Here is a 24,455-nt window from a genome sequence, read left to right as displayed (position 1 = left end):
GGTTCGGACCGGTCCGGGCACAAAAAACCCGGCCACAGGGGCCGGGTTCGATGTCGTCCGCGGGGGGGGAGCGCGCCTCAGGCGGCCTCCTCCTGAATGTCGTCGCCCTCGCTGTCACCGTCGGCCTCGGCCTCGGGCTCCGCCTCGTTCTTCGCCCGACGGGGCGACTTGGCGAGGCTCTGCTCGATCAGCTTCAGGGCCTCGGTCTCGGTGATGCGGTTCACCGACGAGATCTCGCGCACGATCCGGTCCAGGGCAGCTTCGTAGAGCTGGCGCTCGGAGTAGGACTGCTCCGGCTGAGCCTCGGACCGGAAGAGGTCGCGCACGACCTCGGTGACGGCGAGCAGGTCGCCCGAGTTGATCTTGGCCTCGTATTCCTGCGCGCGGCGCGACCACATGGTGCGCTTGATCCGGGCGCGGCCGGTCAGCAGGTCGAGCGCCTTCTTGACCAGTTCCGGCTCGGCGAGCTTGCGCATGCCCACGCTGTTGGCCTTCGCGGTGGGGACGCGCAGGACCATCTTGTCCTTCTCGAACGATACGACGAACAGCTCAAGCTTGTAGCCGGCGATCTCCTGCTCCTCGATCGCGGTGATGCGACCGACGCCGTGGGCCGGATACACGACAGCCTCGCCGGTCTTGAAGCCCTGCCGGCCTGCGGTCGTCGTCTTCTTGGCTGTGGTCATGCGAGAAGGGCCTCCACTGGCGCGCAGCGTTCGGCGCCGCGCGAAACCGTGTTCTTCCGGGCGGGACACCCGGTCTGCCTCGCCGCTCCCGGACCCGGCGCCGAGCGCACGAATCCGGGCGTTCCCCGGCGCGGCCGTGCGAACGCCTAGCCCGCCCGCCGAAGTCGCCTCCAGCGGTCGAGCGCGTACTACTCCTAACCCACGAAAAGCGAAGGCGTTTCAGCCGGAGGGAGCACGTCAGGCGCGAGCGACGGCAGGCGGATTGTCTACCACAATCCGGCGCGCAGATCAAAGCATCCCTGAAGACGCACGCGCGGACCAAGCGCGGCGCCAAAGAGTTTTACACTGGTGCGGCGGGACAGGAATGACCTGGCCGCGTATCAGGCCCTCGTATGACGCAGCCCCGCCGCGGGGTTCAGCGGCGGCAGGGGCCCGACAGATCTTCCCGCAATCTGGGAAGCGGGCCGCGGGCCGGCGTCAGAACCTGCGGGGCCGGCGCGGGGTCAGTCGCCCGAGCCGGGGTTGGGCGAGAAATGCGCCTCGAGCTTCCCGCTCTTGCCGTCCCAATCCTTGGCGTCGGCCGGCGCTTCCTTCTTCTGCGTGATGTTGGGCCAGGACTTGGCGTAGTCGGCGTTCAGCTTCAGCCACGTGTCGAGATTCGACTCGGTGTCGGGCTTGATCGCCTCGGCGGGGCATTCCGGCTCGCAGACGCCGCAATCGATGCACTCGTCCGGATGGATGACGAGCATGTTCTCGCCTTCGTAGAAGCAGTCCACCGGACAGACCTCGACGCAGTCCGTGTACTTGCACTTGATGCAATTGTCGGTGACGACGTAGGTCATCGGATGTCTTCGTCCTAAAACTCGACTTGGCCCGGGCGGAGCCTGGAGACGGCCCGCGCGCCCGGAGGGTGCTGCGAGGGGAACGCCGGTGAGACCCGACACGGGGACGGATCCCGGAGGCCCACGGCTCTAGACGCTGCCTCCCGGACTGACAAGCGTGCGGGCGCCGCAAGGGTTCGCGTCGGGTCGCTCGCGCGGCCGCTGTGGCGCGACCTCATCACTCGGACGGCCCGTCCGGCCCGTCCTCGACCGACAGGGCACCGCCAGAGAGGTCGTCGTAGAGCAGCCGCGCCTCCGGCGCCGGGCCGCGACGCAGGCCGAGACCGAGGACCCGCACGGCCAGGGTCGCGTGGGGCGCCGCCACCGTGACCACGTCACCGATGCCGATGGCCTTCGCGGGGTTCTCGGTCCGGCTGCCGTTCACCCGCACGAAGCCGTCGGAGGCCAGCCGCGCCGCGAGCGACCGGGTCCGCGCGAAGCGCGCGAACCACAGCCACTTGTCGAGGCGCTGCCGGTCCTCGCGCATCCGCCGCGGATCAGCGCTTCCCGCCGTCGCCGGCCTCGAGCTGCGCCTTCAGGGCCGCGAGCTTGGCGAAGGGCGAGTCCGGATCGGGCGCCCGCTCGCGCCGCGGCGGCCGCTGGTCGGGCCGCGGGCCGGAATGGCGCTGCTCGGCGCCGCGCTGGTCGTCGCGGCGTTCCGGACGGCCGCCCTCGAAGCGGTCGCGGCGCGGGCCGCGGTCCCGGCCGGGGCGCGGGCCACCGTCGCCCTCGGCCCGGCGCTGCTCCGGCCGGCCACCGTCGGGACGCCCCTGTCCCGAATGCTGGCCCTGCTGGCCGCCGTCGCGCCCCCGACCGGCCCCGCGGGGACGGTTCTGCGGGCGCTGGTGGGCCGGGCGCTGGTGGCGCTGCAGGCGCCAGACCTCGATCTGTGGGATCTCGGCTGCGCCCTCGCCCTCGGCACCAACGGCCTCGGCCGTCTCGGCCGCGTCAGGCTCCGCCTCGGCGACCGCGTCGGGCGCGGTCTCCTCGGCGATGGCTTCGGCCGCCGGCGCGGCGTCCGCCTCGGCCGGCTGCTCCGCCTCGGCGTGGGGCGACTCGGTCGCAGATGTCTCGGTCGCTAGCGCCTCGGTGGCCGCGTCGACCGGCGTGCCGGCCAACTCGTCCGCAGTCTCGCCCTCGGCGGGCTCCGCCTCGGGGGCGGCCGGGGCTTCCTCGGCCGCGTCAGCGTGATCGGCGGTGGTCTCGACACCCTCGGCGGCCGGGGCCTCGTCGCCGACCGGCTCGGCGGCATCAGCCTGCGCGGCGACAGCCTCCTCGGAGGAAGCCTCGGCGGCGGTCGGCGCCGCCGGCGCGGTGGCGGCAGCGGGGACGAGCGGCACCGTGATGGCCGGGCCGGGGCGCGCCTCGGAATTGTAGCCGAGCGACTTCAGGATCGAGGCGAAATCCTCGCCCGAGCAGCCGACCAGCGAGGTCATGCCGACGGTGGCCACGAAGCCGTCGCCGTCGGCGGTGCCGTCCGGCGGGGCGCCCGAGGTGGTGCCGGGCCGGTAGGCGATCGCCGGGCGGATCAGGTCGGCGAGCCGCTCCAGGATGTCGACCCGCACCGCCCGCTCGCCGCTGACCCGGAAGCCGGCCGCGCGGTAGAGGCCCTTGGCGATCTCGCGGTCGACCTTGATCGAGGTGCGGCCGGAGCCGGCGAGATGCGCGATCTCGTCGAGGCCGCGCTGGTCGAGGCCGCCGTTGCGCAGGGCCCAGAGCTGGGCCGCGAGCGTGCGGGGCGCCGGCTTCAGCAGCGCCGGCAGGAAGATGTGGTAGGCGCCGAACCGGACGCCGTGGCGGCGGAGGGCGCCGCGGCCCTCCTGATCGAGGCTGCGCATCTCGTGCGCCACCTTCGAGCGCTCCAGCACGCCGAGCGCCTCGACGACTTGGTAGCCGATTCCCTTGGCGAGGCCGGTGAGGTCTGCCGCGGTCTCGATCTCCATCAGCGGCCCGAGCAGCCGCACGATGTAGGCCTTCAACCACGCGTCGAGGCGCGCCTCGACCTTCTCGCGATGCGCGCCGGTCAGGCTGTCGTCCGCCAGCAGACGGATCTGCGGGGCGAACAGCTTCTCGCCGGGGGTGAGCTTGGCGACGGGCGCGCCGGTCCAGCGGATCGTGCCGTCGTGCGAGAGCACGAGGGTCGAATCGGCCGTTGCCGAAAACCGCTCGGCCCGGGACTCGATCTCCCCGGCGAGCGCCTTCTCGGCGGCGCTCCTCAGGGTTTTGGCCTCGTGCCCCTCGGCGCTGGCATCGGGAACGAACAGGAATCCGTGAAGGTGGCCGACATGCTGACCCTCGACGGTGACGTCACCGTCGGCGGTGATCTGGGCTTCGAGCATCGTGTTCTCTCTCAGGCGCCGCATCAGGACGCTTGTGCGCCGGTCGACGAAGCGGCTCGCGAGGCGTTCGTGCAGGGCGTCGGACAGCCTGTCCTCTACCCGACGCGTCTCGCCCTGCCAATGTTCTGGGTCGCGCAGCCAGTCGGGACGGTTCGCCACGAAGGTCCAGGTGCGTCCCTGGGCAATCCGGCGGGACAGCGTGTCGATGTCGCCGTCGGTCCGGTCGATCATCGCGACCTGCTCGGCGAACCACGTGTCGGGGATGCGGCCCGCCATGCCCTTCATGAGGAACCGGTAGAGCTGCGCTACGAGATCGGCGTGCACCTGCGGGTGGACCTTGCGGTAATCCGGCACGCCGCAGACGTCCCACAGGCGGCGCACCGTGGCGGCGCTCCGCGCCATGTCGCGGATGTCGTCCTCCTTCATGAGGATCTCGAGGGCCTGCTGGTCCTCCCCCATGGGCGCGCGCGTCAGGCCCGATTCGCGCGGGTGCTCGTCGAGGCTCGCCTGCAGGCCCTCCAGGCTGCCGAAGCTGAGATCCGGATTGCGCCACTGCAGGATGCGCAGGGGATCGAAGTCGTGGCTCTCCAGCCGCTCCACCAGCTCGGCCTCGAAGGGCGGGCAGCGTCCGGTCGAGCCGAAGGTACCGTCCGCGAGGTGGCGGCCGGCGCGCCCCGCGATCTGGCCCATCTCGGCGGGGGTGAGCTTGCGGAAGCGGGTGCCGTCGTACTTCCAGTTGGCCGCGAACGCGACGTGATCCACGTCGAGGTTGAGGCCCATCCCGACCGCGTCGGTGGCCACGAGGTAGTCGACGTCCCCCGCTTGGTACATCTCGACCTGGGCGTTGCGGGTCCGCGGCGACAGGGCGCCGAGTACCACGGCGGCGCCCCCGCGCTGGCGGCGGATCAGCTCGGCGATCGCGTAGACCTCCTCGGCCGAGAACGCGACGATCGCGGTGCGCCGGGGCAGGCGCGACAGGCGCTTCTCCCCCGCGAAGGTGAGCTGCGACAGGCGCGGCCGCGTGGTGGTGTGGACGTTGGGGATCAGGCTCTGGACCAGCGGCAGCATGGTCGATGAGCCGATCAGGAGCGTCTCCTCGCGGCCGCGGACGTAGAGCAGGCGGTCGGTGAAGACGTGGCCGCGATCCATGTCGGCGGCGAGCTGGATCTCGTCGATGGCGACGTACGCCACGTCGAGGTCCCGGGGCATCGCCTCGATGGTGCAGATCCAGTAGCGCGGACGGTCCGGCTTGATCTTCTCCTCGCCCGTGACGAGGGCGACCTTCTCGGGGCCCACCTTCGCGACGACGCGCAGGTAGACCTCCCGGGCGAGCAGCCGCAGGGGCAGCCCGATCATGCCGGTCGGGTGGGCGAGCATCCGCTCGATGGCGAGATGCGTCTTGCCGGTGTTGGTCGGCCCGAGGACCGCGGTGACGCCGCGGGCGCGGGCCTCGCGGGACAGCGAGCGGCTGGGCGTGGGGCGGAGCAGCGCGTCGATGGTCGGCGGTTCCTTCGAGCGGGAAGGCCGTCGCGGCGCCGTCGCGGCGCGGGCGGGGAGGCGGGTTCGACCGGCCGACCGCGTCAGGGACGCTAGGGCCGGTACGGTCCTCCCCCATATGGGATGCCGCCGCCGCCAGGTCCAATCTGCGGCGTGATCATCGGGTAGACGTCGATCTGCGTCGTCGGCGTGCCCGGCTGCGGCGCCAGGTCGGCGCAGAGCGTGTCGGGGGTCGCGACGAGGGGACCGCGGCGGGGCGGCGTGTTCTCGACGACCTCGGCCGACGAGAAGGCGTCACCGCCGCACCCCGGATCGGCGGACCCGGCACTGAGGGACTGCGCCGCGGCCGGCCCCGCGAGCGCGGCCAGGGCGAGGGCGATTCGGAGGGCAGGCGAGCACATCCGGGCATTATCGCCGGGAACGTGAAGATTCCCTCCACCCGCGCGGCCGCGGTCCCCGCCGTGAAGGTTCCCACCGGCCCGGCGCCTCCCTGGGTCATCTCGCAGCACGCGCGCGGATGGCGCGGGCCGCGTCGAGCCCGGCTGCGACCGGTACGTCGATCAGTCGACGCCCTCGACGAGCACCACCTCGCCGATGCCCGCGGGCCGGCGCTTGGCTACGGCAGCCTGGTACTCGGGCGAGAAGTAGTAGGTGCGCGCCGCCTCGTAGGACTCGAATTCCAGCACGACGTTGCGCGGACGGCCCTCGCCCTCCAGCGCCTCGCAGCGGCCGCCGCGCACCAGCGGCTTGCAGCCGTACTTGCGCATCGCCTCGGAGGCCATGGCGGCGTAGTCCTTGTAGGTGTCCGGGTCGGTGACCGTCATCCGGACGATGATGTAGCCCTTGGGCACTGCTGACCTCCCCGCGCGGCTGCCGCGCCGCGCCGAGGTGCCGGGAAACCGGCCGCCGGTCAAACGCTCCCTGACGCGCCGCTACTGCCCGGACAGGCTCGCCTGCGCGACACTGTTGCCGGCGGCGCCGGCCGTGCCGGTGGTCGTCGGCGTGCCGCTCTGGCTCCAGCGTGTGGCCTCGATGATGTTGGTGCCGATCGTGGTGAGCACCGAGATGCGCAGCGGGATCAGGACGCGCGTCCCCTCGACGGGGGCGAGCCAGACCGACATCTCGCGGTTCTCCTCCATGAACTTGACGCCCGGCCGGTCCGGCCGGTGGCCGGCGACCGCCTGGTAGCGGGCGTTGCATACGAGGACTTGCCCCGCATAGCCGGGCTTCTGCACCGGGCGGGTCTCGGCGTAGCTCAGCACCACGTTGAAGCGGGTGGCGCCGTCGAAGACCGGCAGGGTCCGGTTGCAGTTCTCCGGGTCGAGGGGCTCGCCGCGCCCCTGGGTCGGCATCAGCAGCGCGCTCACCGGGTCGATGATGCCGCGCTTGTTGGCCGGGGTGACCGGCACGCGGTCCTGCATGTCGACGAGCGGCGGCGTGATCTCGGCCTGGACGACGTTGCCGCGCGCCAGGGCCATGCGCACCGCGATGCCGGAACTCGCCGTCTGGGTCGCGATGGCGAAGGCGCCGGGCTGCGGCGCGGCCGAGAAGCTTCCCGAGGCCCGGGCGGAGCCCTTGCCGCCGGTGATCGCGCCGACGAGGCCGGTGAGCACGGCCGACACGTCCATCATGTAGCGGTCGCGGTCGAAGGAGCCGGCCAGGCGGGCCGTGCCGATCGGGAGACCGGCGAGGTTGATACCGTAATCGACCGCCACGGTCGCGGCGGCGGGCGCGGCCCGCTTGGCCCGCGACGTCCGCGCGCCGGCATCGGTCGGGGCCGCGAGGACCGCGACCGCGAGGAGGCTGCCCGCGAGGCGCCCGGCAGCGTGCTTCTTCGACGGCTTGATCATTCGACGGATTGGCGTGGCGCTCATGATCCGGATCGCATCCCAGGGCGGGCGGGCCAAGACACTCGCTCGAACGCACCCTCTCGAACACACCCGCTCGCCGACGTCCTCTGCGACGCACGGAGCGGGGAGAGGCGCCTTCCTGCAGGTGGAAGAAGGCTATATCCCGGCATCGTGGTTAACAGACCGTTGGTCGTCCGGCGCGATGCTGAACCCCGCCGGCACCTTGACGCACCGCGCCTTCGTCGCCTATAGGCTCGCGCCTTCAACAGGACTCCGCCGGACCTGGAACACGCAATGGGCGCCGCCCGCTGCGACGATGATCGCGCCGGCCGCGATCGGGTCTTCACCGGGCGGAACGAGACGGGATCGTTTTTTATCATGGCGCGCCGCTGCGAACTCACCGGCAAGGCCGTTCAGGTCGGCCACCTCGTGAGCCACTCGAACCGCAAGACCAAGTGCCGGTTCCTGCCGAACCTGTGCAACGTCACCCTCCAGTCCGACGCGCTGGGCAAGCGCGTCCGCCTGCGTGTCACGGCGCACGCCCTGCGCTCGGTGGAGCACCGCGGCGGCCTCGACGCCTTCCTGATCAAGGCCGGCGAGGGTGACCTGTCGCAGACTGCCCGCCTCCTGAAGCGCGAGATCCATAAGAAGCTCGCCGAGACCCCGGCCGCCGCGGCCTGAGTCGTCGGGCTTCACGCCCCTATCGGACGGTTTGAACCGCCGTGGCCGTCGAGGCCGCGGCGGTTTCCGCTTGTTTGCGGCTGGCATGCCACTTCAAGCAATCCAGAGCTCGGCCGCAGGCTGCCGTCAATGTCCGGCCGATGCCCCTGCGCCGTCGTTGCGAGCGGAGCGAAGCAATCCAGGCGGCGCCACGTGGACAAGCCCCGCGCCGCCCTAGGTCACTTCGCTGCGCTCGTGATGACGGAGGGGGCTTCGCCGTCCAAGTTGCGAACATGAACCGTGTCGAGGTTCGGATCTGCCAGCTTCCTCGACGCGGATCGTCTGTTGCGCGCGGCAGCGCGCGGCGTGATTACCGCCGCCCGCCCGCTGCGCGCAGCATCCGCCCCGTCGGCGCCGCGCCGTCCTCCTCGAACAGCTCGGCGAGCTTCTCGGTCATCGCCCCGCCGAGCTCCTCGGCGTCGATGATCGTCACGGCGCGGCGATAGTACCGGGTCACGTCGTGGCCGATGCCGATGGCCAGCAGTTCCACCGGCGAGCGCGTCTCGATCTCCTCGATCATCCAGCGCAGGTGCCGCTCCAGGTAGTTGCCGGCATTCACCGACAGGGTCGAATCGTCCACCGGCGCGCCGTCGGAGATCACCATCAGGATCTTGCGCTGCTCCGGCCGTCCGAGCAGGCGCTTGTGCGCCCAGTCCAGGGCCTCGCCGTCGATGTTCTCCTTGAGCAGCCCCTCGCGCATCATCAGCCCGAGGTTCTTCCGCGCGCGCCGCCAGGGCGCGTCGGCCGACTTGTAGACGATGTGGCGCAGGTCGTTCAGGCGGCCGGGATTCGGCGGCTTGCCGGCGGCGAGCCACGCCTCGCGGCTCTGGCCGCCCTTCCAGGCGCGGGTGGTGAAGCCCAGGATCTCCACCTTCACGCCGCAGCGCTCCAGTGTCCGCGCCAGGATATCGGCGCAGGTCGCCGCCACGGTGATCGGCCGGCCGCGCATCGAGCCCGAATTGTCGAGGAGCAGCGTGACCACCGTGTCGCGGAAATTGGTGTCCTTCTCCTGCTTGAAGGAGAGCGGCTGGTACGGGTCGATGACCACGCGCACGAGCCGCGCCGGGTCGAGCTGCCCCTCCTCTAGGTCGAACTCCCAGGCGCGGTTCTGCTGGGCGAGGAGGCGGCGCTGGAGCCGGTTGGCGAGGCGGCCGACCACACCCTGCAGGTGCGAGAGCTGCTTGTCGAGGTAGGAGCGCAGGCGCGACAGCTCGTCGGCGTCGCACAGCTCCTCGGCGTGGATGACCTCGTCGAACCGCGGATTGAACACTTTGTACTCGGGCCCGCGCGCCTCGTTGCCCTGCCGCTGCGGCGGGCGCGAGGCCTCCGAGGCCTCCTCCGACTCCGCGTCCTCGGCCTCCTCGGGCAACTCACCAGACGGTGCGTCGGCGGATTCCTGGGCGCCCTCCTCGATCTCGTCGGAGGCCTCCTCGGAGGTCTCGATCTCGGCGCGCTCGCCCTGGCTCTTCTCCTCCGAATCGCCCTCGCTGGGGTTCTGCTCGTCGTCCTGGGCGTCGTTCTCGTCGTCGTTCTCGTCGTCCTCCGCGTCGAACGGCGTCTCGTCCGACATGTCGAGGGAGGTGAGGAGGTCGCGCACCGAGCGGGCGAACTTGCGCTGATCCTCGATCGAGCCGAGCAGCCCGTCGAGGTTCGGGCCGGCCTTGGCCTCGATATGCTCGCGCCACAGCTCGACGATCTTGGTCGCGGCCTCGGGCGGCTTCTGGCCGGTCAGGCGCTCGCGCACCATCAGGGCGACGGCATCCTCCATCGGAGCGTCGGCCCGGTCGGTGATGGACTCGTACTTGCCGCCGCGATGGTAGCGGTCCTCCAGCATCGCCGAGATGTTGCTGGCCACGCCCGCCATCCGGCGCGACCCGATCGCCTCGACCCGGGCCTGCTCGACCGCGTCGTACACGGCGCGCGCGGGTGCGTTCTCGGGGGCGAGACGGCGGTGGACGGCCACGTCGTGGCAGCCCAGCCGCAGCGCCATGGCGTCGGCGTTGCCGCGCAGCACCGCGACGTCCTGCGCCGAGAGCTTGCGCGGGGGCTCAGGGAGGCGGGCCTTGTCGCCGGTGAGCGCCGGCCGGTCGGTCGCGTAGGTGACCTCGACCTCGGAGCGCCGGGCGATGGCGCGCAGGCACCCGGCCACCGAGCGCTTCAGGGGCTCGGCCACGGGTTCGCGGCGCTCGCCGGGCTTGCGGTTGGAGATGGACATCAGCGCTACCGGTCGTCCTCGAACGCGAAGGGGCGGTTCAGGATCTCGTCCCAGCTGTAGGGACAGTCCGCGGGCAGGGTTTCGGGCGATCGCTTCATCTCGCGAGCGGCTCGGATCCGACCGACCCGGTAGCCTTCGCTGGCGGCTTCGGCGATGCGCGGCTTGAGACCTGGATTTTTGCGCACCTGCCTGTCGATCCGCACGCGCTGTTCCGCAATCGTCAGCGACCCGCTTCGGCTGCGCCGCTCGGGCTGGTGATCCCATTTGAGGGCGTGGGCGAGAAGCACCTCGATCGCGCTCTCGAGCTTATCGTACTGCTCCGAACCCACGTCGCTCAGCTCCTCGGCGATGTTGTCGAGGTCGAGCGCGTCCACCCGGCCGGCGCGGAGCAGCGCCACCTGCTCCTGAACCCAGGTGTAGAGATCGTCCGCGTGGCGGGTCCGTCCCCGCGCGTGCGCAGTCGCCGGGGCGTCCTCGCGCGTCGGGGCCGGATGCGCCATCGCGTCCTCCATGCGGGTCAGCTCAGCGCGACGTTCACCGCGCTCTCGGGCAGCTCCTTGCCGAAGGCGCGCTGGTAGAACTCGGCCACCAGCGTCCGCTCCAGCTCGTCGCACTTGTTGAGGAACGTCACCCGGAAGGCGAAGCCGATATCCTTGAAGATGTCGGCGTTCTCGGCCCAGGTGATCACCGTGCGCGGGCTCATGACGGTGGAGAGGTCGCCGTTCATGAAGGCGTTGCGGGTGAGATCCGCCACGCGCACCATCCGGTTGACGATGTCGCGGCCCTGGTCGCCCCGGTAATGCGTCGCCTTCGAGAGCACGATGTCGACCTCGCGGTCGTGCGGCAGGTAGTTCAGCGTGGTGACGATCGACCAGCGGTCCATCTGGCCCTGATTGATCTGCTGCGTGCCGTGATAGAGGCCCGACGTGTCGCCGAGGCCCACCGTGTTGGCGGTGGCGAACAGCCGGAAGGCCGGGTGCGGGCGGATCACGCGCTTCTGGTCGAGGAGCGTCAGCCGGCCCGAGAGCTCCAGCACGCGCTGGATCACGAACATCACGTCCGGGCGGCCGGCGTCGTACTCGTCGAACACGAGCGCGACGTTGTTCTGCAGCGCCCAGGGCAGGATCCCGTCCTGGAAGGCGGTGACCTGCTTGCCGTCCTGCAGGACGATGGCGTCCTTGCCGACGAGGTCGATGCGCGAGACGTGGCTGTCGAGGTTGATCCGGATGCACGGCCAGTTCAGCCGGGCGGCGACCTGCTCGATATGGGTCGACTTGCCGGTGCCGTGATAGCCGGTGACCATCACGCGGCGGTTGCGGGCGAAGCCGGCCAGGATCGCGAGCGTCGTCTCCCGGTCGAAGATGTAGTCCGGGTCGACATCCGGCACGTGCTCCTCGGGCTCGGCGAAGGCCGGCACCTTGAGGTCGAGGTCGATGCCGAAGACATCGCGGACGGAGACGGTGCGGTCGGGCAGCGCGGCGGGCGTAGCGTCAGAGAGCATTCGGAACCTCGTGAGGCGCGGGCGCTCCACTCCCAAACAGTGAAGCATCCGCGCGGAAGGACGTCGAGCCGGGCCTCCGCGGCGGGGCGGAGCCATCCTTAGACGGCGGCGCGCTCGCGCGCCACCGACCGGCATGGATCCCATATAGGGCCGCCCCGCGCGGTTTGCCCTATCCTGGGTGCGAACCGGCGTGCATCGTTCGTGCCGCTCAGCAGAGACCGGCCGCGCGGAGCACGTCGTGGGCGCGGATGATGTCGCGCAGGCGCTCCTCGAAGGAGCGGTCGCCGCCGTTGGCGTCCGGGTGGAAGCGCTTCACCAGCACCTTGTACTGCGCCTTGATGGCGGCCGCGTCCGCGCCCTCCTCGAGGCCCATCACGTCGAGGGCGCGGCGCACCGTCGCCGAGTGCTTGGGCTTGCGCGGCTCCTCGGGCTGGCGGGCACGCCGGCGCGCGTCGCCGACGCCCTCGCCGCGCAGGATGCCGAGGGGATCGACGTAGGCCCAGTCCCGAACCGGCTCGTCCGCCGGCTTGGCCTCGCCGGTCCGGTTCACGCCCATCGCCCAGGTTGGGCGATGACCGATGATCGCGTCCTTCTGGTAGGCCTGAACGGCGGCGTCGTTCATGCCATCGAAGTAATTGTAGGTGGCGTTGTAGGCGCGGACATGGTCGATGCAGAAGCGCCAGTACTGGCCCTCCGCCTTCCGCCCCTTCGGCGCCCGGTACAGGCCCGGATGGGTGCAGCCGGGGCTCTCGCAGCCGGCTTCCGCGGCGGGCTTCGGCTCGTCGCAGGTCGGCTTGATCCGGATGCTGTCGAACAGGCGCGAGTTGAGATCCATGACGGGCCGATTATGAGGGGGCGGACCTGAGACACAAGGGCACCGGGCCTGATGACGCATGCGCGGGATCGGGCTTGACGGCGCCCACGGACACGACGCGAGGGCACGATGACGGACGGTGCGGGCGCGGGCGGCACCCTGCGGGACTGGATGGAGGCGCGGCTGCGGGAGCAACTCGCGCCGGCGCGGCTCGACGTGATCGACGAGTCGCATCTGCATGCCGGCCACGCCGGAGCGCGGCCGGGGGGCGAGACCCATTACCGGCTCGACATCGTCGCGTCGGCGTTCGAGGGCAAGAGCCGCGTCGAGCGGCACCGCTTGGTGAACGCGCTGCTCGACGACGCGTTCAAGCGGGGTTTGCACGCCCTCGCGCTCCGCGCCCGCACGCCGGCCGAGGCGGCCTGAATCGGGGCCCCGCTGGGGACGCGGGCGGGATCGCGCCGACGGGGTACGGGACGGGAGGCACGGGACAGATATGGTGACGGAGCCGCCGATCCGCATCCGCCCGCTCGCGGGCTGCGCACCCGACGCGGGGGCGCGGCGCGCCGTCGTCGCGCGGCCGGGGAGGGCGCCATGGCCCTGCGCGTGACGCCGCGCATCGCCATCGACGAGGACGAGATCGAGCTGTCCTTCATGCGCGCCTCGGGGGCCGGCGGACAGAACGTCAACAAGGTCGAGACCGCGGTCCAGCTGCGCTGGGCGGCGCTGGCCTCGCCCGCCATCGACGAGCGGGTGCGGGCCAACCTGGTGCGGCTCGCCGGGCGGCGGATGACCAAGGACGGCGTGCTCGTCCTCGCCGGGCAGCGGCACCGGACGCAGGAGCGCAACCGGGCCGACGTGCTGCAGCGGCTCGTCGATCTGGTGGCGGAGGCGGCCAAGCCGCCGCCGCCGATCCGCCGGCCCACGAAGCCCACCCGGGGCTCGCAGGAGCGGCGAATCGGCGCGAAGAAGAGCCGCGCCGCGATCAAGCAGGGCCGGGGCAGCGTCCGGGATTCGGACGGCTGACCCCGATCCCGCCGCCGCGGCCGGGTCTCAGTGGATCGCGTCGATGACCTCGGCCTTCGGGCTGGCGTCGGGCGCCGGGGAGGAGCCCGCCACCAGGGTGCTGCCCGGCTTGGCGATGGTCAGGACGATCGCGATCATCGCCAGGATGGCGGCCAGAGCCGCCGGGAACAGGAAGGCCGATTCGCCGTAGCGCATGTCGAGCAGGCCGCCGACGACGGCGCCGGTGCTGAGCCCGGCCCAGAGCGGCGCCTGGATCCAGAAGGACGGCGCCACCGTGCCGAGCAGCAGGTTGGCGCAGCCCGTGCCGAAACGCACCACGGCGCCCGTGACGTAGGTGAGCGCCAGGGAGCGGCCGCCCTCGTCCTGCAGCGTCGCGTTCTGGAGGCCCAGCGCCAGGACGATCGGATAGGCGTGGAGCGGGTACGCGAAGGTACCCCAGGGCATCAGCAGGCCGCCGGCGAGCAGCAGGGCCTGGAGCGTCAGCAGCACGGCGAGGCGCCAGCGCCCGACCCAGGCGGCGATCAGCGTCCCCAGGAAGGCGCCGAAGCAGAACATGCAGATGGTGCTGGCGACGCGGCTGACGTTCTCCCAGTCGGCGTTGGCGACCGCCACGCCGAAGCGGGTGGTGTTGCCCGACATGAACGACATGAAGAGCTGCGAGAATTCCAGGAAGCCGATGGAGTCGGCGCAGCCCGCGAGCGCCGCGAGGGCGATCGCGAAAGGGATGCGGGTTCGCGGATCGGCGGGAAACGACTTGTCGGCCGGTGGCTCAGGTTTCTGCTCCGGTGCTGCACCACCTGTCCGACTTCCGTATTCCGCCATGCTGATCCCCCGATCGAGCCGCCGCGCCTAGTCGCGGTCGACTGACAATGGACGAATAGCGGAGCGGTTTCATGCCGATGTGCGCCGCAACACAACGACGCGCCCCGGCACTGGCCGTCCGCCCTCGCGACGGACTTCCGCCGGTCTCGTCGTCAGCAGCTCCAATCCGGACGCGGCTGCCGTCGCCGCGATGTGGGCCTCCGCGTGGGCGTAGCGGCCGTCCTCGCCCAGGACGGAACCGGGGCCGTCGTGGGATTGCACCGTGACGGCACCGAGCCCGCCCGGCCGCAGGACCCGCCCCACCCGCGCCAGGAACGTCGCGAGGTCCGCGACGTAGATCAGGACGTCCGCGGCGAGGCAGAGGTCGGCCGACGCCTCCGGCAGGTCGGTCAGGGCGGCGCCGATGTCGCCCTCGACGAGGCGCTCGTAGAGCGGCCGACCCCGCGCCGTCTTGGCCCGCGCCAGCGCCAGCATCCCGGGTGAGAGGTCGATCCCGGTCAGATGGTCGACCCGGTCGCGCACGACCTCGCCCATGAGCCCCGTGCCACAGCCGAGATCGACGGCGACCGCGAAGCGCTCCGGAACGCGCGGCAGGGCGTCGCGGACGAGTTGCGGGCCGACATAGCCGAGGCCGTCCACGAGGTGGCGCTCGAACCGTGGCGCGTAGTCGTCGAACAGGGTGCGGACATAGGCCGGCGACAGGACCGGGAGAATGTCGCCGCCGCCCAGGCGGACGAGATGCGCGCGCACGCCCAGCCGGTCCTCGGGATCGATGTCGAGGGCGCGGGAAAAGGCCTGCGCCGCGGCGTCGCGCAGGGCCGGATCGGGGCCGGCGGCGGCCAGGCCCGCGCGCGCCCGGCCCAGCAGGAGCCAGGCCGGCGCGTAGCGCGGGGCGCGTTCCAGGACCTGCTCGGCGAGGTCGGCGGCGGCCGCGTGGTCGCCGTCGGCGAGGCAGGCCTCGGCGTAGCGGTAGCGGCGATCGGCGAGGAGGTCGCCGGAACTGAGCTGCGAGGCCATGCGTCTGCCGGGTCGGGGGCGCCTATATACCGGGGCCACCGGCGGACTCCACCGGCAGCACGGACCCGATGCCGATACGCGCCAGCGATCTCCTCACCCTGACCCGCGAGGGTCTCTACTGCCCCCTCGGACGCTTCCACGTTGATCCGACCTGGCCCGTGGAGCGCGCGCTGATCACGCACGGGCACGCCGACCACGCCCGCGCGGGCCACGGCCAGGTGCTGGCGACGCCCGAGACCCTGCGGATCATGGCGGTCCGCTACGGGACGGATTTCTGCCGCCAGCGGCAGGAGGCGCAGCTCGGCGCGGCGCTCCGCGTCGGCGACGTCACCGTGCGCTTCGCCCCGGCCGGCCACGTCCTCGGGTCGGCGCAGATCGCCATCGAGCGGGACGGCGTCCGCGTCGTGGTGTCGGGCGACTACAAGCGCGCGCCGGACCCGACGTGCCTGCCCTTCGAGGTCGTGCCCTGCGACGTGTTCATCACCGAGGCGACCTTCGGACTGCCGGTCTTCACCCATCCCGACACGCGGGGCGAGGTCCGCAAGCTCCTCGAATCGGTCCGGCTGTTCCCGGAGCGCGCCCACATCGTGGGCGCCTACGCGCTCGGCAAGGCGCAGCGGGTGATGGCGCTCCTGCGCGAGGAGGGCTGGGACCGCCCGATCCACCTGCACGGCGCCATGGAGAAGCTGACGACGCTCTACAAGGAGGAGGGCGTGCCGCTCGGCGACACGCCCAAGGTCGTGGCCGCCGAGCGGAAGGACCTGCACGGGGCGATCGTGCTCTGCCCGCCCTCGTCGATCCAGGACTTGTGGTCCCGCAGGTTTCCCGACCCGGTGACCTGCTTCGCCTCGGGCTGGATGCGGGTGCGCGCCCGCGCCCGCCAGAAGGGCGTCGAGCTGCCGCTGGTGATCTCCGACCATTCCGACTGGCCGGACCTGGGCCGCACCATCCGCGACACCGGCGCCGGGGAGGTCTGGGTGACCCACGGCCAGGAGGACGCGTTGGTCCACTGGTGCGGGACCCAGGGGATCCGGGCGAAGCCGCTCCACCTGCTCGGCTACGGCGATGACGGCGAGGTCGAGGGGACCTCGGAGGCGGGCTCCGGGGCGGAGGCGGCGGCGTGAACGACTTCGCCCACCTGCTCGACCGCCTCGCCTACGAGCCGCGCCGCAACGCCAAGCTGCGCATGCTCCAGGACTACTTCGCGCGCACGCCCGATCCCGAGCGCGGTTACGCGCTCGGTGCCATGACCGGCACGCTGAGCTTCCGCGAGGCCAAGCCGGCCCTGATCCGGGGACTGGTCGAGGAGCGGATCGACCCGGTGCTGTTCCGGCTGTCGCACAATTACGTGGGCGACCTCGCGGAGACGACGGCGCTGATCTGGCCGGGACCGGCGGAGGCGCCGCGGGAACCGGGCCCCGGCCACAACAACCCGCCGCCGCACGTCCCGACCCTGGCCGAGGTCGTGGAAACCCTCGCGACCATCCCCAAGCGCGATCTGCCCCGCCATCTTGCCGACTGGCTCGACGCCCTCGACGAGACCGGGCGCTGGGCGCTCCTGAAGCTGGTCACCGGCAACCTGCGGGTCGGCGTCTCGGCGCGGCTCGCCAAGACGGCGGTGGGCGCGCTGGGCAACCACGACGCCGACGCCGTCGAGGAGGTCTGGCACGGGCTGACCCCACCCTTCGAGACCCTGTTCGCCTGGGTCGAGGGCCGGGCCGAGCGGCCCGAGACCCTGAACCCCGCGCCGTTCCGGCCGCCGATGCTGTCGCACCCGATCGAGGAGGAGGCCGACCTCGAGAAGCTGGAGGCCGGGGCGTTCTCCGCAGAGTGGAAGTGGGACGGCATCCGCGTCCAGCTCGTCGGCGGTCTCGACCGGGCCGGCCAGCAGGTCGGGAAGGTCTATTCGCGCACCGGCGAGGACATCACCGGGGCGTTCCCGGACCTCGCCGAGGCCATCACCTTCGCGGGCGCCCTCGACGGCGAGCTGCTGATCCTCCGCGAGCGGCGGGTGCAGAGCTTCAACGTGCTGCAGCAGCGCCTGAACCGGAAGGCCGTGACGGGCAAGCTCCTGGAGGAGTTCCCGGCCCACGTGCGGGCCTACGACCTCCTCACCCTGGAGGGCGACGACCTTCGGGCAGAGCCCTTCGCGGAGCGGCGGCGGAAGCTGGAGGCGCTGGTCACGCGCCTCGACCACGCGCGGATCGACATCTCGCCGCTCGTGCCCTTCGCGGACTGGGAGGCTCTGGCGGCCGCCCGGGCGGACCCGGCCTCGGTGGGCGCCGGCGCGGATGCCGACGCCATCGAGGGCGTGATGCTCAAGCGCCTCAACAGCCCCTACCTGCCGGGACGCCCCAAGGGACCCTGGTGGAAGTGGAAGCGCGAGCCGCACATCGTCGACGCCGTGATGATGTACGCCCAGCGCGGGCACGGGAAGCGCTCCTCCTTCTACTCGGACTACACGTTCGGCGTCTGGCGGGAGGCCCCCGAGGGCGGCGACGAGCTGGTGCCGGTGGGCAAGGCCTATCACGGCTTCACCGACGTCGAGCTCGCCAAGCTCGACCGCTACGTCCGCAACAACACCACCAAGCGCTTCGGTCCGGTGCGCGAGGTCGCCCACGGCCGCGAGGCCGGGCTCGTCCTTGAGATCGCCTTCGAGGGCGTGCAGCGCTCGACCCGGCACAAGTCGGGCGTGGCCATGCGCTTCCCCCGGGTCAGCCGCATCCGCTGGGACAAGCCGCCCGCGGAGGCCGACCGGATCGACGTGCTGGAACGGATCCTCGCCCGGGGCGAGCGCGAGATCGCGCCGGGCGCGACGCTGATGGAGAAGTCCGCATGAGGCAGGGACACGGACGGGAGGGCAGGATCGGGTCGGTCGAGGCGCTGGCCTCCGGTCCGGTGGAGCGTCACGCCAGCGCGCGCCTCACCGTCGCGACCCCGGGACCGGGCTTCACGGACTTCACCGCCGCGGTGGCCGCGTTCGTGCGCGACAGCGGCGTCCGGGACGGGCTCCTCACGGTGTTCTGCCGGCACACCTCGGCCTCGCTGACCATCCAGGAGAATGCCGATCCCGACGTCCAGACCGACCTGATGACCGCGCTCGACGGCTTCGCGCCGCGCCACGCCGGCTACGTCCACGGCGCCGAGGGGCCGGACGACATGCCGGCCCATATCCGCACCCTGGTCACCGATTCGGCCCTGACCATCCCGCTGGTCGGCGGGGCGCTGGCGCTCGGCACCTGGCAGGGGATCTACCTGATCGAGCACCGCGACCGGCCGCACCGGCGGGAGATCGTGCTGAGCGCCCTCGGGGCGTGACGCGTCCGCCGGCGTCGCGCGGGCGGCGCGGGCCGGCTCAGCAACATGCGGTCACACACCGTCGGTTAACCATAGTGGGTCCTTATCGGCTTCCGTCGGATCGGGGACCGTGCCGCTCCGGCGAACGGAGACCCCGATGGGCCTTTACACCGCGCTCTCGAACTCGATTTCCGGCGCCTCGGCGCAGTCGCTGGCCCTGAACAATATCTCGGGGAACATCGCCAACACCCAGACGGTGGGCTTCAAGTCCACCGAGACGCGGTTCGCCGACATGCTGGCCGAGACCCGGGACGGCACGCAGCTGACCGGCGGCGTGCTGCCGAGCACGCGCAACAGCCTCAACATCCAGGGCACGATGCAGTCGACCGGTGTGGCGACCAACCTCGCGATCTCGGGCAACGGCTACTTCGTCGTCAAGAAGAACACCGGGACGCCGGACAGCCCGGCCTTCGCCGGCGACACCGGCTACACGCGGCGCGGCGACTTCGCTCCGGACGCCAGCGGCTATCTCGCGAACGGCGCGGGCTACTACCTGTTCGCCGGCCCCTCGGCGACGACCCCCGTCCAGGTTCCGACCGGGGCGAGCACCCTGGCGAGCCTCGCGGTCTCGCCCGCCGGCACCCTCACGGGCACGGCCGCGGACGGCAGCACCCTGGCCCTCGGCACGCTGCAGCTGGCGCAGTTCGGCATGCAGGACAACCTCGCCTCGCTCGATGGCGGCACTTACGTGGCCACCGGCCAGTCCGGGACGCCGAGCTACGGCCTCAACGGCGCGACCATCACGGCCGGCTCGGTGGAGCAGTCCAATGCCGGGATCTCGGATCAGTTCTCGAAGATGATCGAGACCCAGCAGGCCTACACGGCCAACACCAAGGTCATGAGCACCACTGACCAGATGCTGCAGGACGCCATCGCGATGTACACCTGAGGCGGCCCCGTCAGAGGAACTTCAGCGGGTCCTTCTCGGGTGGGGGCGGCGCCACGTCGGCGCGGTTCCACCAGCCGCCGCCGAGGGCCACGAACAGCGCGGCGGTGTCGGCGTACTGGGTGGCGCGCGCCGCCGCCGAGGTCACCAGCGCCGAGAGGTAGCCCTGCTGGGCGATCAGCACCTGCGAGGAGGTGATCGCCCCGGCCGTGTACTGCTTGCGGATCAGCGCGAGGCTCTGGTTCGTGGCGCTCACCGCTGCGTCGGCGGCGGCCACGGCCTTCGCGTCGGCCTGGAGCGCGCGCAGCGCGTCCGCGACGTTCTGGAAGGCGGTGATCACCGTCGCCTTGTACTGCGCCTGCGCCTCCGTCAGCGATTCCTCGGCGGCCTGCTGGCGCCGGAACAGGGTGCCGGCATCGAAGATCGGCGCCGTCGCCTGCCCGATGATCGTGAAGAACGCCGCGCCCGGATTGGCGATCTGGGCGATCCGCGTGGCGCTGGAGCCGCCCGTGGCGGTCAGGCTGAACTGCGGCAGGCGGTTCGCCACCGCGACGCCGACATTGGCACTCGCCTGCTGCACCAGGGCCTCCGCCGCCTTCACGTCGGGGCGCTGCTGCACGAGCCGCGAGGGCAGGCTCACCGGGAGCCGGGTCGGCAGGCGCAGGGCGGCGAGGTCGAAGGTCTCGGAGGCCTCGTCGGAGGGCAGGCGCCCCACCAGGGCGGTCAGCAGGTTGCGCTGCTGGGCGAGCGCCTTCTCCAGCGGCGGCAGGAGCTGCTGTGACAGCGCCAGCGCGGCCTGCTGCTGCACCACGTCGGCCCCGGCGATCTGACCCAGCGAGAGCTGCTTGTTGTAGAGCTGCAGGACCTCGGTCTGCGCCTGGATCACCTTGCGGGTCGCGTCGATCTGCGCGCGCAGGGACGCTTCCTGGATCGCGGCGGCGACGACGTTGGCGGTCAGGCTCAGGTAGGCCGCCTCCAGCTGGAAGCGCTGGTTCTCGGTGGTGGCCTCCAGCGACTCGATCTGCCGGCGATTCCCGCCGAACACGTCGGGATTGTACGAGACCACCGCCTGCGGCGTGGACAGGCTGTAGAGGTACCGGCTCTGATTGTTGAGGGGCGATTGCAGGTCGAGGCCGGGCGCCAGCGCCCCCTGGACCTGCGGCGTCGCGGTCAGGCTCGGGTAGAGGGTGCCCTTCTGGGCCAGCACGTTCTGCTGCGCCACCCGCAGGGAGGCCTGCGCGGCCTCCAGCGTTGGGTTGTTGGCGAGCGCCTGCTCGACGACGCGGTTCAGGGCCTTCGAGTGGAACAGCCTCCACCACTCGCCCGGGATGTCGGCGCCGGACACGAAGCTCTGGTCGGCCGAGCCGCCCTGCCGGGTCCGGATGTTGTCGGCCGCGGAGGGGTTCTGCAGCGGCTCCTTGGTGTAACGGCCGACCGGCGGAGCCTCGGGCGCCACGAAGTTCGGGCCGACCGCGCAGGCCGACAGGCCCAGGGAGGCCGCCAGCCACGCGGTCGCCCGTCCGCACCGTCTCGGCGCAAAGCTCACCATCCCGCCCCCGAAAACCTCACCTCGGTAGAGCGGCGCGACCCGCTGCCAAGTCAATCCGACCATCCCCGGGCGGCGCGCGCGGCGCGGCCGTTGTGGCCCCCCTGCAACGGGCCGCGCGCCGGCCCGCGTGGTCGTGAGCCGGCTCACGCGGCGGCCCGGTGCGCGGGCCGCGCCTGGGCGTCCGGGTTCGGGCGGCGTCGGGAGAACAGTGAGATCAGCACCGGGACGATCACGAGGATCAGGTTCGGCGCCAGGATGATGCCGCCCACCACCACGAGCGCCAGCGGCTTCTGCACCTGCGAGCCGATGCCGGTGGAGACCGCGGCCGGCAGCAGGCCGACGCAGGCCGCCACGCAGGTCATCATCACCGGGCGCATGCGGACCACGGCGGCGTGCCAGACCGCCTCCTGCCGCTTCCAGCCCTCGTCGAGCAGCTGGTTGTAGTAGGCGAGCAGGATCACGCCCTCCATGGTCGAGATCCCGAACAGCGCGATGAAGCCGATCGCCGCCGAGATCGAGAACGGCGTGCCGGTCAGCGCCAGGGCGAAAATGCCGCCGATCATCGCCATCGGGATGACCGACAGGGTCAGCAGCATGTCGGCCACCGATGAGAAGTTGATGTAGAGGAGCAGCGCGATCAGCAGCAGCGTGATCGGCACCACGAGGCTGAGGCGGGCGGCCGCCTCCTTCAGGTTGGTGAACTGGCCGACCCATTCCAGCCGGTAGCCTGGCGGGAGGTCGACCGCGTCGGCGACCTTGCGCTGGGCCTCGAGCACGGCGCTGCCGAGGTCGCGGCCGCGCACCGAGAACTTCACCGGGATGTAGCGCTGCTGGTCCTCGCGGTAGATGAACGAGGCGCCGGAGACGAGGTCGACGTCGGCGATCTCGGAGAGCGGCACCTGGATCACGCCGCCGTTGGGGTTCTGGGCGCCGACCGCGATGTTGCGGATGCCGGCGAGCGAGGAGCGGTACTCCTTGGCGAGCCGCACCCGCATCGGGAAGTGCCGGTCCGAGCCGTACTCGTAGAGGTCGCCCGCGGTCTGGCCGCCGATCGCCGCCTGGATCGTGGTGTTCACGTCGCCGATCGAGAGGCCGTAGCGGGCGGCCTTGTGGCGGTCGACGTCGATCCGCACCGTCGGCTGGCCGAGGGATTCGAACACCGACAGGTCGGTGACGCCGGGGACGGTGGCGAGCGCGGCCTTGACGGCGTTGGCGGTCTTGGTGAGCTGCGCGAGGTCGTTGCCGTAGATCTTGACCGAGTTCTCGCCCTTCACGCCCGAGGCGGCCTCCTGGACGTTGTCCTCGATATACTGTGAGAAGTTGAACTCGATACCGGGGAATTCTGCCTCCAGCTTCTTGCTGAGGTCCTGGATCAGCGTCTCCTTGTCGAGGCCCTTGCGCCACTGGTCGATGGGCTTGAGCGGCGCTAGGATCTCGACGTTGAAGAATCCCGTGGCGTCGGTGCCGTCGTTCGGGCGGCCCTGGTGCGACAGGACGGTGGTGACCTCCGGGACCTCCTGGAAGATCTTGCGCATGCGCTGGACGTAGGCGTTGCCGGCCTCCAGCGAGATCGAGGACGGCATCGTCCCGCGCACGTAGAGGTTGCCCTCCTCGAGACGCGGCAGGAATTCGAGGCCGAGGTTGCGGGCCGTGAGGCCCGAGACCAGCAGAACCGCCAGCATCACGGCGACCGCCAGGATCCGGTTGCGCAGGCCGAAGCGCAGGGCCGCCTCGTGGCCGACGCGCAGCACCCGCACGATCAGGGTGTCGCGCTCCTCGAGCTTCTTCGGCAGCATGAGGGCCGAGAGCGCGGGCGAGACGGTGAAGGTCGCCAGCAGGCCGCCGAGCAGCGCGTACGCGTAGGTCTTGGCCATCGGGCCGAAGATGTGGCCCTCGACGCCGGTCATCGTGAACAGCGGCAGGAAGCCGACGATGATGATCGTCGCCGAGAAGAAGATCGCCCGGTTCACCTCGCGCCCGGCGATCGCGATCGTGCCGAGCCGCCCGGTGAGGCCGTCGGGCGGATCCTCGCCCTTCACGTGATCGGGCTCGGCGATGTGGCGGAAGACGTTCTCCACCATGATCACGGTCGCGTCGACGATCAGGCCGAAATCGATCGCGCCGAGCGACAGCAGGTTGGCCGAGTCGCCGCGCACCACCAGGATCAGGATCGCGAAGCCGAGCGCGAACGGGATCGTGGCCGCCACGATGATCGCGCTCGTGAGCGAGCCGAGGAACAGCCACTGCACCACGAAGACCAGCACCACGCCGAAAACGAGGTTGTGCATCACCGTGTGGGTGGTGGTGTGGATCAGGCCCGAGCGGTCGTAGATCCGCTCGATCTTCACGTCGGGCGGCAGGATCGTGGAGCTGTTGATCTTGTCGATCTCGGCCTCGACCCGCTCCAGCGTCGGCAGGCTCTTGCCGCCGCGGGTCATGAGCACGATGCCCTCGACGATGTCGGGCTGGTTGTCGTGGCCGACGATGCCGAGGCGCGGGGCGTTCGACACGCGCACCTCCGCCACGTCTCGCACCAGCACCGGGGTGCCGTTGACGAGGCTGATCATCGTGTCGCGAATGTCGTCCATGTCGCGGATCAGGCCGATGCCGCGCACCACCGCCGATTGCTGCCCGACGTTCAGCGTCTGGCCGCCGACGTTGATCGAGGCGTTGTTCAGTGCGTTGGTCAGCTGCACCAGGGTCAGGCCCTGGGCCTGGAGGCGATTCAGGTCGACCGCGACCTCGTACTCCTTCGCCTTCCCGCCGAAGGCCGTGACGTCGACGACGCCGGGGATCGCCTTGAACCGGCGCTGCAGCACCCAGTCCTGCAAGGTCTTCATGTCCATGGGCGAGTAGCCCGCCGGGCCGACGAGCTTGTAGCGCATGATCTCGCCCACCGGGCTCGTCGGCGAGATCTGCGGCGTGGCGCCGTTGGGCAGGGTCGGCGCCTGCGACAGGCGGTTGAGCACCCGCTGCAGCGCCTGCTCGTACGTGTACTCGTAGTTGAACTGGACCTTCACGTCCGAGAGGCCGAACAGCGAGATCGTCCGGACCACCTGGGCGTTCGGGATGCCGGCGAGCGCCACCTCCAGGGGGATGGTGATGTAGCGCTCGATCTCGTCGGCCGACTGGCCCGGATTCTGGGTGATCACGTCGACGAGCGGCGGGACCGGATCCGGGTAGGCCTCGATGTTGAGCTGCGTGTAGGCGCCGTAGCCGACGCCGAGCATCACGACGAACAGCAGCACCACCAGCACGCGCTGGCGCAGCGAGAAGGCGATCAGGGCGTTCATCGGAT

The 24,455-nt window shown here is 71.2% G+C and carries 22 protein-coding genes; 7 read left to right on the top strand and 15 right to left on the bottom strand.

What is annotated here, in order from left to right; all coding sequences use genetic code 11:
- Positions 1–77: 77 nt before the first annotated feature.
- The 7 genes from LXM90_RS26570 to LXM90_RS26540 all read right to left on the bottom strand — a co-directional run bounded on the left by LXM90_RS26570 (position 78) and on the right by LXM90_RS26540 (position 7,250).
- A complete protein-coding gene (locus LXM90_RS26570) occupies positions 78–683 on the bottom strand; it encodes a CarD family transcriptional regulator (protein ID WP_020092694.1) in 606 nt (201 codons plus the stop codon).
- Positions 684–1,186: 503 nt separating this feature from the next.
- On the bottom strand, positions 1,187–1,525 hold the full coding sequence (gene fdxA, locus LXM90_RS26565; RefSeq protein ID WP_020092693.1) for a ferredoxin FdxA: 339 nt from the start codon (positions 1,523–1,525) through the stop codon (positions 1,187–1,189).
- Between the two features lie 217 nt (positions 1,526–1,742).
- Complete coding sequence (locus tag LXM90_RS26560) at positions 1,743–2,051, bottom strand: RNA-binding S4 domain-containing protein (protein ID WP_234081229.1); 309 nt, start codon at positions 2,049–2,051, stop codon at positions 1,743–1,745.
- A gap of 10 nt (positions 2,052–2,061) precedes the next feature.
- The gene (locus LXM90_RS26555; RefSeq protein ID WP_419149871.1) at positions 2,062–5,391 is read right to left on the bottom strand and encodes a helicase-related protein; all 3,330 of its coding nucleotides are present in this window, start codon (positions 5,389–5,391) and stop codon (positions 2,062–2,064) included.
- Between the two features lie 101 nt (positions 5,392–5,492).
- Positions 5,493–5,801: a hypothetical protein gene (locus LXM90_RS26550; RefSeq protein ID WP_234081225.1), complete on the bottom strand. Its 309-nt coding sequence runs from the start codon at positions 5,799–5,801 to the stop codon at positions 5,493–5,495.
- Positions 5,802–5,960: 159 nt separating this feature from the next.
- Complete coding sequence (locus tag LXM90_RS26545; RefSeq protein ID WP_020092689.1) at positions 5,961–6,251, bottom strand: DUF1330 domain-containing protein; 291 nt, start codon at positions 6,249–6,251, stop codon at positions 5,961–5,963.
- Positions 6,252–6,332: 81 nt separating this feature from the next.
- Positions 6,333–7,250: a DUF3108 domain-containing protein gene (locus LXM90_RS26540; RefSeq protein ID WP_020092688.1), complete on the bottom strand. Its 918-nt coding sequence runs from the start codon at positions 7,248–7,250 to the stop codon at positions 6,333–6,335.
- Between the two features lie 378 nt (positions 7,251–7,628).
- Here LXM90_RS26540 and rpmB point away from each other — a divergent pair, with 378 nt between their 5' ends.
- Positions 7,629–7,931 (top strand): 50S ribosomal protein L28, encoded by a 303-nt coding sequence (gene rpmB, locus LXM90_RS26535; RefSeq protein WP_012320636.1) that lies wholly within the window; start codon positions 7,629–7,631, stop codon positions 7,929–7,931.
- Between the two features lie 349 nt (positions 7,932–8,280).
- Here rpmB and cobT read toward each other — a convergent pair whose 3' ends face one another.
- From cobT to LXM90_RS26515, 4 genes are all read right to left on the bottom strand, one after another.
- Positions 8,281–10,185: a cobaltochelatase subunit CobT gene (cobT, locus tag LXM90_RS26530; RefSeq protein ID WP_020092686.1), complete on the bottom strand. Its 1,905-nt coding sequence runs from the start codon at positions 10,183–10,185 to the stop codon at positions 8,281–8,283.
- A gap of 5 nt (positions 10,186–10,190) precedes the next feature.
- The gene (locus LXM90_RS26525; protein ID WP_020092685.1) at positions 10,191–10,697 is read right to left on the bottom strand and encodes a DUF29 domain-containing protein; all 507 of its coding nucleotides are present in this window, start codon (positions 10,695–10,697) and stop codon (positions 10,191–10,193) included.
- 5 nt (positions 10,698–10,702) lie between these two features.
- Entirely contained in the window at positions 10,703–11,686 is a 984-nt protein-coding gene (gene cobS, locus LXM90_RS26520; RefSeq protein ID WP_012320633.1) for a cobaltochelatase subunit CobS, read from the bottom strand.
- A gap of 208 nt (positions 11,687–11,894) precedes the next feature.
- Entirely contained in the window at positions 11,895–12,521 is a 627-nt protein-coding gene (locus tag LXM90_RS26515) for a J domain-containing protein (protein WP_020092684.1), read from the bottom strand.
- 108 nt (positions 12,522–12,629) lie between these two features.
- Here LXM90_RS26515 and LXM90_RS26510 point away from each other — a divergent pair, with 108 nt between their 5' ends.
- Both LXM90_RS26510 and arfB read left to right on the top strand, forming a co-directional pair.
- Positions 12,630–12,926 carry a BolA family protein gene (locus LXM90_RS26510; protein ID WP_020092683.1) on the top strand — a complete coding sequence of 99 codons (297 nt, stop codon included), beginning with the start codon at positions 12,630–12,632 and terminating at the stop codon, positions 12,924–12,926.
- A 168-nt stretch (positions 12,927–13,094) separates the two neighbouring features.
- Positions 13,095–13,526 carry an alternative ribosome rescue aminoacyl-tRNA hydrolase ArfB gene (gene arfB / locus LXM90_RS26505; RefSeq protein WP_020092682.1) on the top strand — a complete coding sequence of 144 codons (432 nt, stop codon included), beginning with the start codon at positions 13,095–13,097 and terminating at the stop codon, positions 13,524–13,526.
- 27 nt (positions 13,527–13,553) lie between these two features.
- Here arfB and LXM90_RS26500 read toward each other — a convergent pair whose 3' ends face one another.
- Together LXM90_RS26500 and LXM90_RS26495 are read right to left on the bottom strand one after the other, a co-directional pair.
- The gene (locus tag LXM90_RS26500; protein WP_020092681.1) at positions 13,554–14,348 is read right to left on the bottom strand and encodes a YoaK family protein; all 795 of its coding nucleotides are present in this window, start codon (positions 14,346–14,348) and stop codon (positions 13,554–13,556) included.
- Positions 14,349–14,417: 69 nt separating this feature from the next.
- Positions 14,418–15,365, bottom strand: a complete 948-nt coding sequence (locus LXM90_RS26495; RefSeq protein ID WP_020092680.1) for a class I SAM-dependent DNA methyltransferase — start codon at positions 15,363–15,365, stop codon at positions 14,418–14,420.
- Between the two features lie 68 nt (positions 15,366–15,433).
- Here LXM90_RS26495 and LXM90_RS26490 point away from each other — a divergent pair, with 68 nt between their 5' ends.
- From LXM90_RS26490 to LXM90_RS26475, 4 genes are all read left to right on the top strand, one after another.
- Entirely contained in the window at positions 15,434–16,489 is a 1,056-nt protein-coding gene (locus LXM90_RS26490) for a ligase-associated DNA damage response exonuclease (RefSeq protein ID WP_020092679.1), read from the top strand.
- Positions 16,486–18,204 (top strand): cisplatin damage response ATP-dependent DNA ligase, encoded by a 1,719-nt coding sequence (locus tag LXM90_RS26485; protein ID WP_020092678.1) that lies wholly within the window; start codon positions 16,486–16,488, stop codon positions 18,202–18,204. The genes LXM90_RS26490 and LXM90_RS26485 overlap by 4 nt, the downstream gene beginning before the upstream one ends.
- Positions 18,201–18,683, top strand: a complete 483-nt coding sequence (locus LXM90_RS26480) for a secondary thiamine-phosphate synthase enzyme YjbQ (protein WP_020092677.1) — start codon at positions 18,201–18,203, stop codon at positions 18,681–18,683. The genes LXM90_RS26485 and LXM90_RS26480 overlap by 4 nt, the downstream gene beginning before the upstream one ends.
- A 136-nt stretch (positions 18,684–18,819) precedes the next feature.
- The gene (locus LXM90_RS26475; protein WP_020092676.1) at positions 18,820–19,611 is read left to right on the top strand and encodes a flagellar hook basal-body protein; all 792 of its coding nucleotides are present in this window, start codon (positions 18,820–18,822) and stop codon (positions 19,609–19,611) included.
- 10 nt (positions 19,612–19,621) lie between these two features.
- On the opposite strand, the gene LXM90_RS26470 is transcribed toward LXM90_RS26475, so the two are convergent.
- Together LXM90_RS26470 and LXM90_RS26465 are read right to left on the bottom strand one after the other, a co-directional pair.
- Positions 19,622–21,157 carry an efflux transporter outer membrane subunit gene (locus tag LXM90_RS26470; protein ID WP_234081221.1) on the bottom strand — a complete coding sequence of 512 codons (1,536 nt, stop codon included), beginning with the start codon at positions 21,155–21,157 and terminating at the stop codon, positions 19,622–19,624.
- Between the two features lie 143 nt (positions 21,158–21,300).
- On the bottom strand, positions 21,301–24,450 hold the full coding sequence (locus LXM90_RS26465; protein ID WP_020092674.1) for an efflux RND transporter permease subunit: 3,150 nt from the start codon (positions 24,448–24,450) through the stop codon (positions 21,301–21,303).
- Positions 24,451–24,455: the final 5 nt, after the last annotated feature.

It is taken from the genome of Methylobacterium oryzae (assembly GCF_021398735.1).
Taxonomy (GTDB): Bacteria; Pseudomonadota; Alphaproteobacteria; order Rhizobiales; family Beijerinckiaceae; genus Methylobacterium.
The sequence above is the reverse complement of the archived record's forward strand: the minus strand, read 5'-3'. Positions and strand labels throughout refer to the sequence as shown.

What these genes read in the sequence shown, in the direction of transcription:
- fdxA (WP_020092693.1), bottom strand. Translation starts at nt 1,525, where the DNA reads ATGACCTACGTCGTCACCGACAATTGCATCAAGTGCAAGTACACGGAC.
- LXM90_RS26490 (WP_020092679.1), top strand. Translation starts at nt 15,434, where the DNA reads ATGCCGATACGCGCCAGCGATCTCCTCACCCTGACCCGCGAGGGTCTC.
- LXM90_RS26465 (WP_020092674.1), bottom strand. Translation starts at nt 24,450, where the DNA reads ATGAACGCCCTGATCGCCTTCTCGCTGCGCCAGCGCGTGCTGGTGGTG.
- LXM90_RS26500 (WP_020092681.1), bottom strand. Translation starts at nt 14,348, where the DNA reads ATGGCGGAATACGGAAGTCGGACAGGTGGTGCAGCACCGGAGCAGAAA.
- LXM90_RS26560 (WP_234081229.1), bottom strand. Translation starts at nt 2,051, where the DNA reads ATGCGCGAGGACCGGCAGCGCCTCGACAAGTGGCTGTGGTTCGCGCGC.
- LXM90_RS26475 (WP_020092676.1), top strand. Translation starts at nt 18,820, where the DNA reads ATGGGCCTTTACACCGCGCTCTCGAACTCGATTTCCGGCGCCTCGGCG.
- LXM90_RS26570 (WP_020092694.1), bottom strand. Translation starts at nt 683, where the DNA reads ATGACCACAGCCAAGAAGACGACGACCGCAGGCCGGCAGGGCTTCAAG.
- LXM90_RS26550 (WP_234081225.1), bottom strand. Translation starts at nt 5,801, where the DNA reads ATGTGCTCGCCTGCCCTCCGAATCGCCCTCGCCCTGGCCGCGCTCGCG.
- LXM90_RS26525 (WP_020092685.1), bottom strand. Translation starts at nt 10,697, where the DNA reads ATGGAGGACGCGATGGCGCATCCGGCCCCGACGCGCGAGGACGCCCCG.
- LXM90_RS26470 (WP_234081221.1), bottom strand. Translation starts at nt 21,157, where the DNA reads ATGGTGAGCTTTGCGCCGAGACGGTGCGGACGGGCGACCGCGTGGCTG.
- LXM90_RS26510 (WP_020092683.1), top strand. Translation starts at nt 12,630, where the DNA reads ATGACGGACGGTGCGGGCGCGGGCGGCACCCTGCGGGACTGGATGGAG.
- cobT (WP_020092686.1), bottom strand. Translation starts at nt 10,185, where the DNA reads ATGTCCATCTCCAACCGCAAGCCCGGCGAGCGCCGCGAACCCGTGGCC.
- arfB (WP_020092682.1), top strand. Translation starts at nt 13,095, where the DNA reads ATGGCCCTGCGCGTGACGCCGCGCATCGCCATCGACGAGGACGAGATC.
- LXM90_RS26540 (WP_020092688.1), bottom strand. Translation starts at nt 7,250, where the DNA reads ATGATCAAGCCGTCGAAGAAGCACGCTGCCGGGCGCCTCGCGGGCAGC.
- rpmB (WP_012320636.1), top strand. Translation starts at nt 7,629, where the DNA reads ATGGCGCGCCGCTGCGAACTCACCGGCAAGGCCGTTCAGGTCGGCCAC.
- LXM90_RS26480 (WP_020092677.1), top strand. Translation starts at nt 18,201, where the DNA reads ATGAGGCAGGGACACGGACGGGAGGGCAGGATCGGGTCGGTCGAGGCG.
- LXM90_RS26515 (WP_020092684.1), bottom strand. Translation starts at nt 12,521, where the DNA reads ATGGATCTCAACTCGCGCCTGTTCGACAGCATCCGGATCAAGCCGACC.
- LXM90_RS26495 (WP_020092680.1), bottom strand. Translation starts at nt 15,365, where the DNA reads ATGGCCTCGCAGCTCAGTTCCGGCGACCTCCTCGCCGATCGCCGCTAC.
- cobS (WP_012320633.1), bottom strand. Translation starts at nt 11,686, where the DNA reads ATGCTCTCTGACGCTACGCCCGCCGCGCTGCCCGACCGCACCGTCTCC.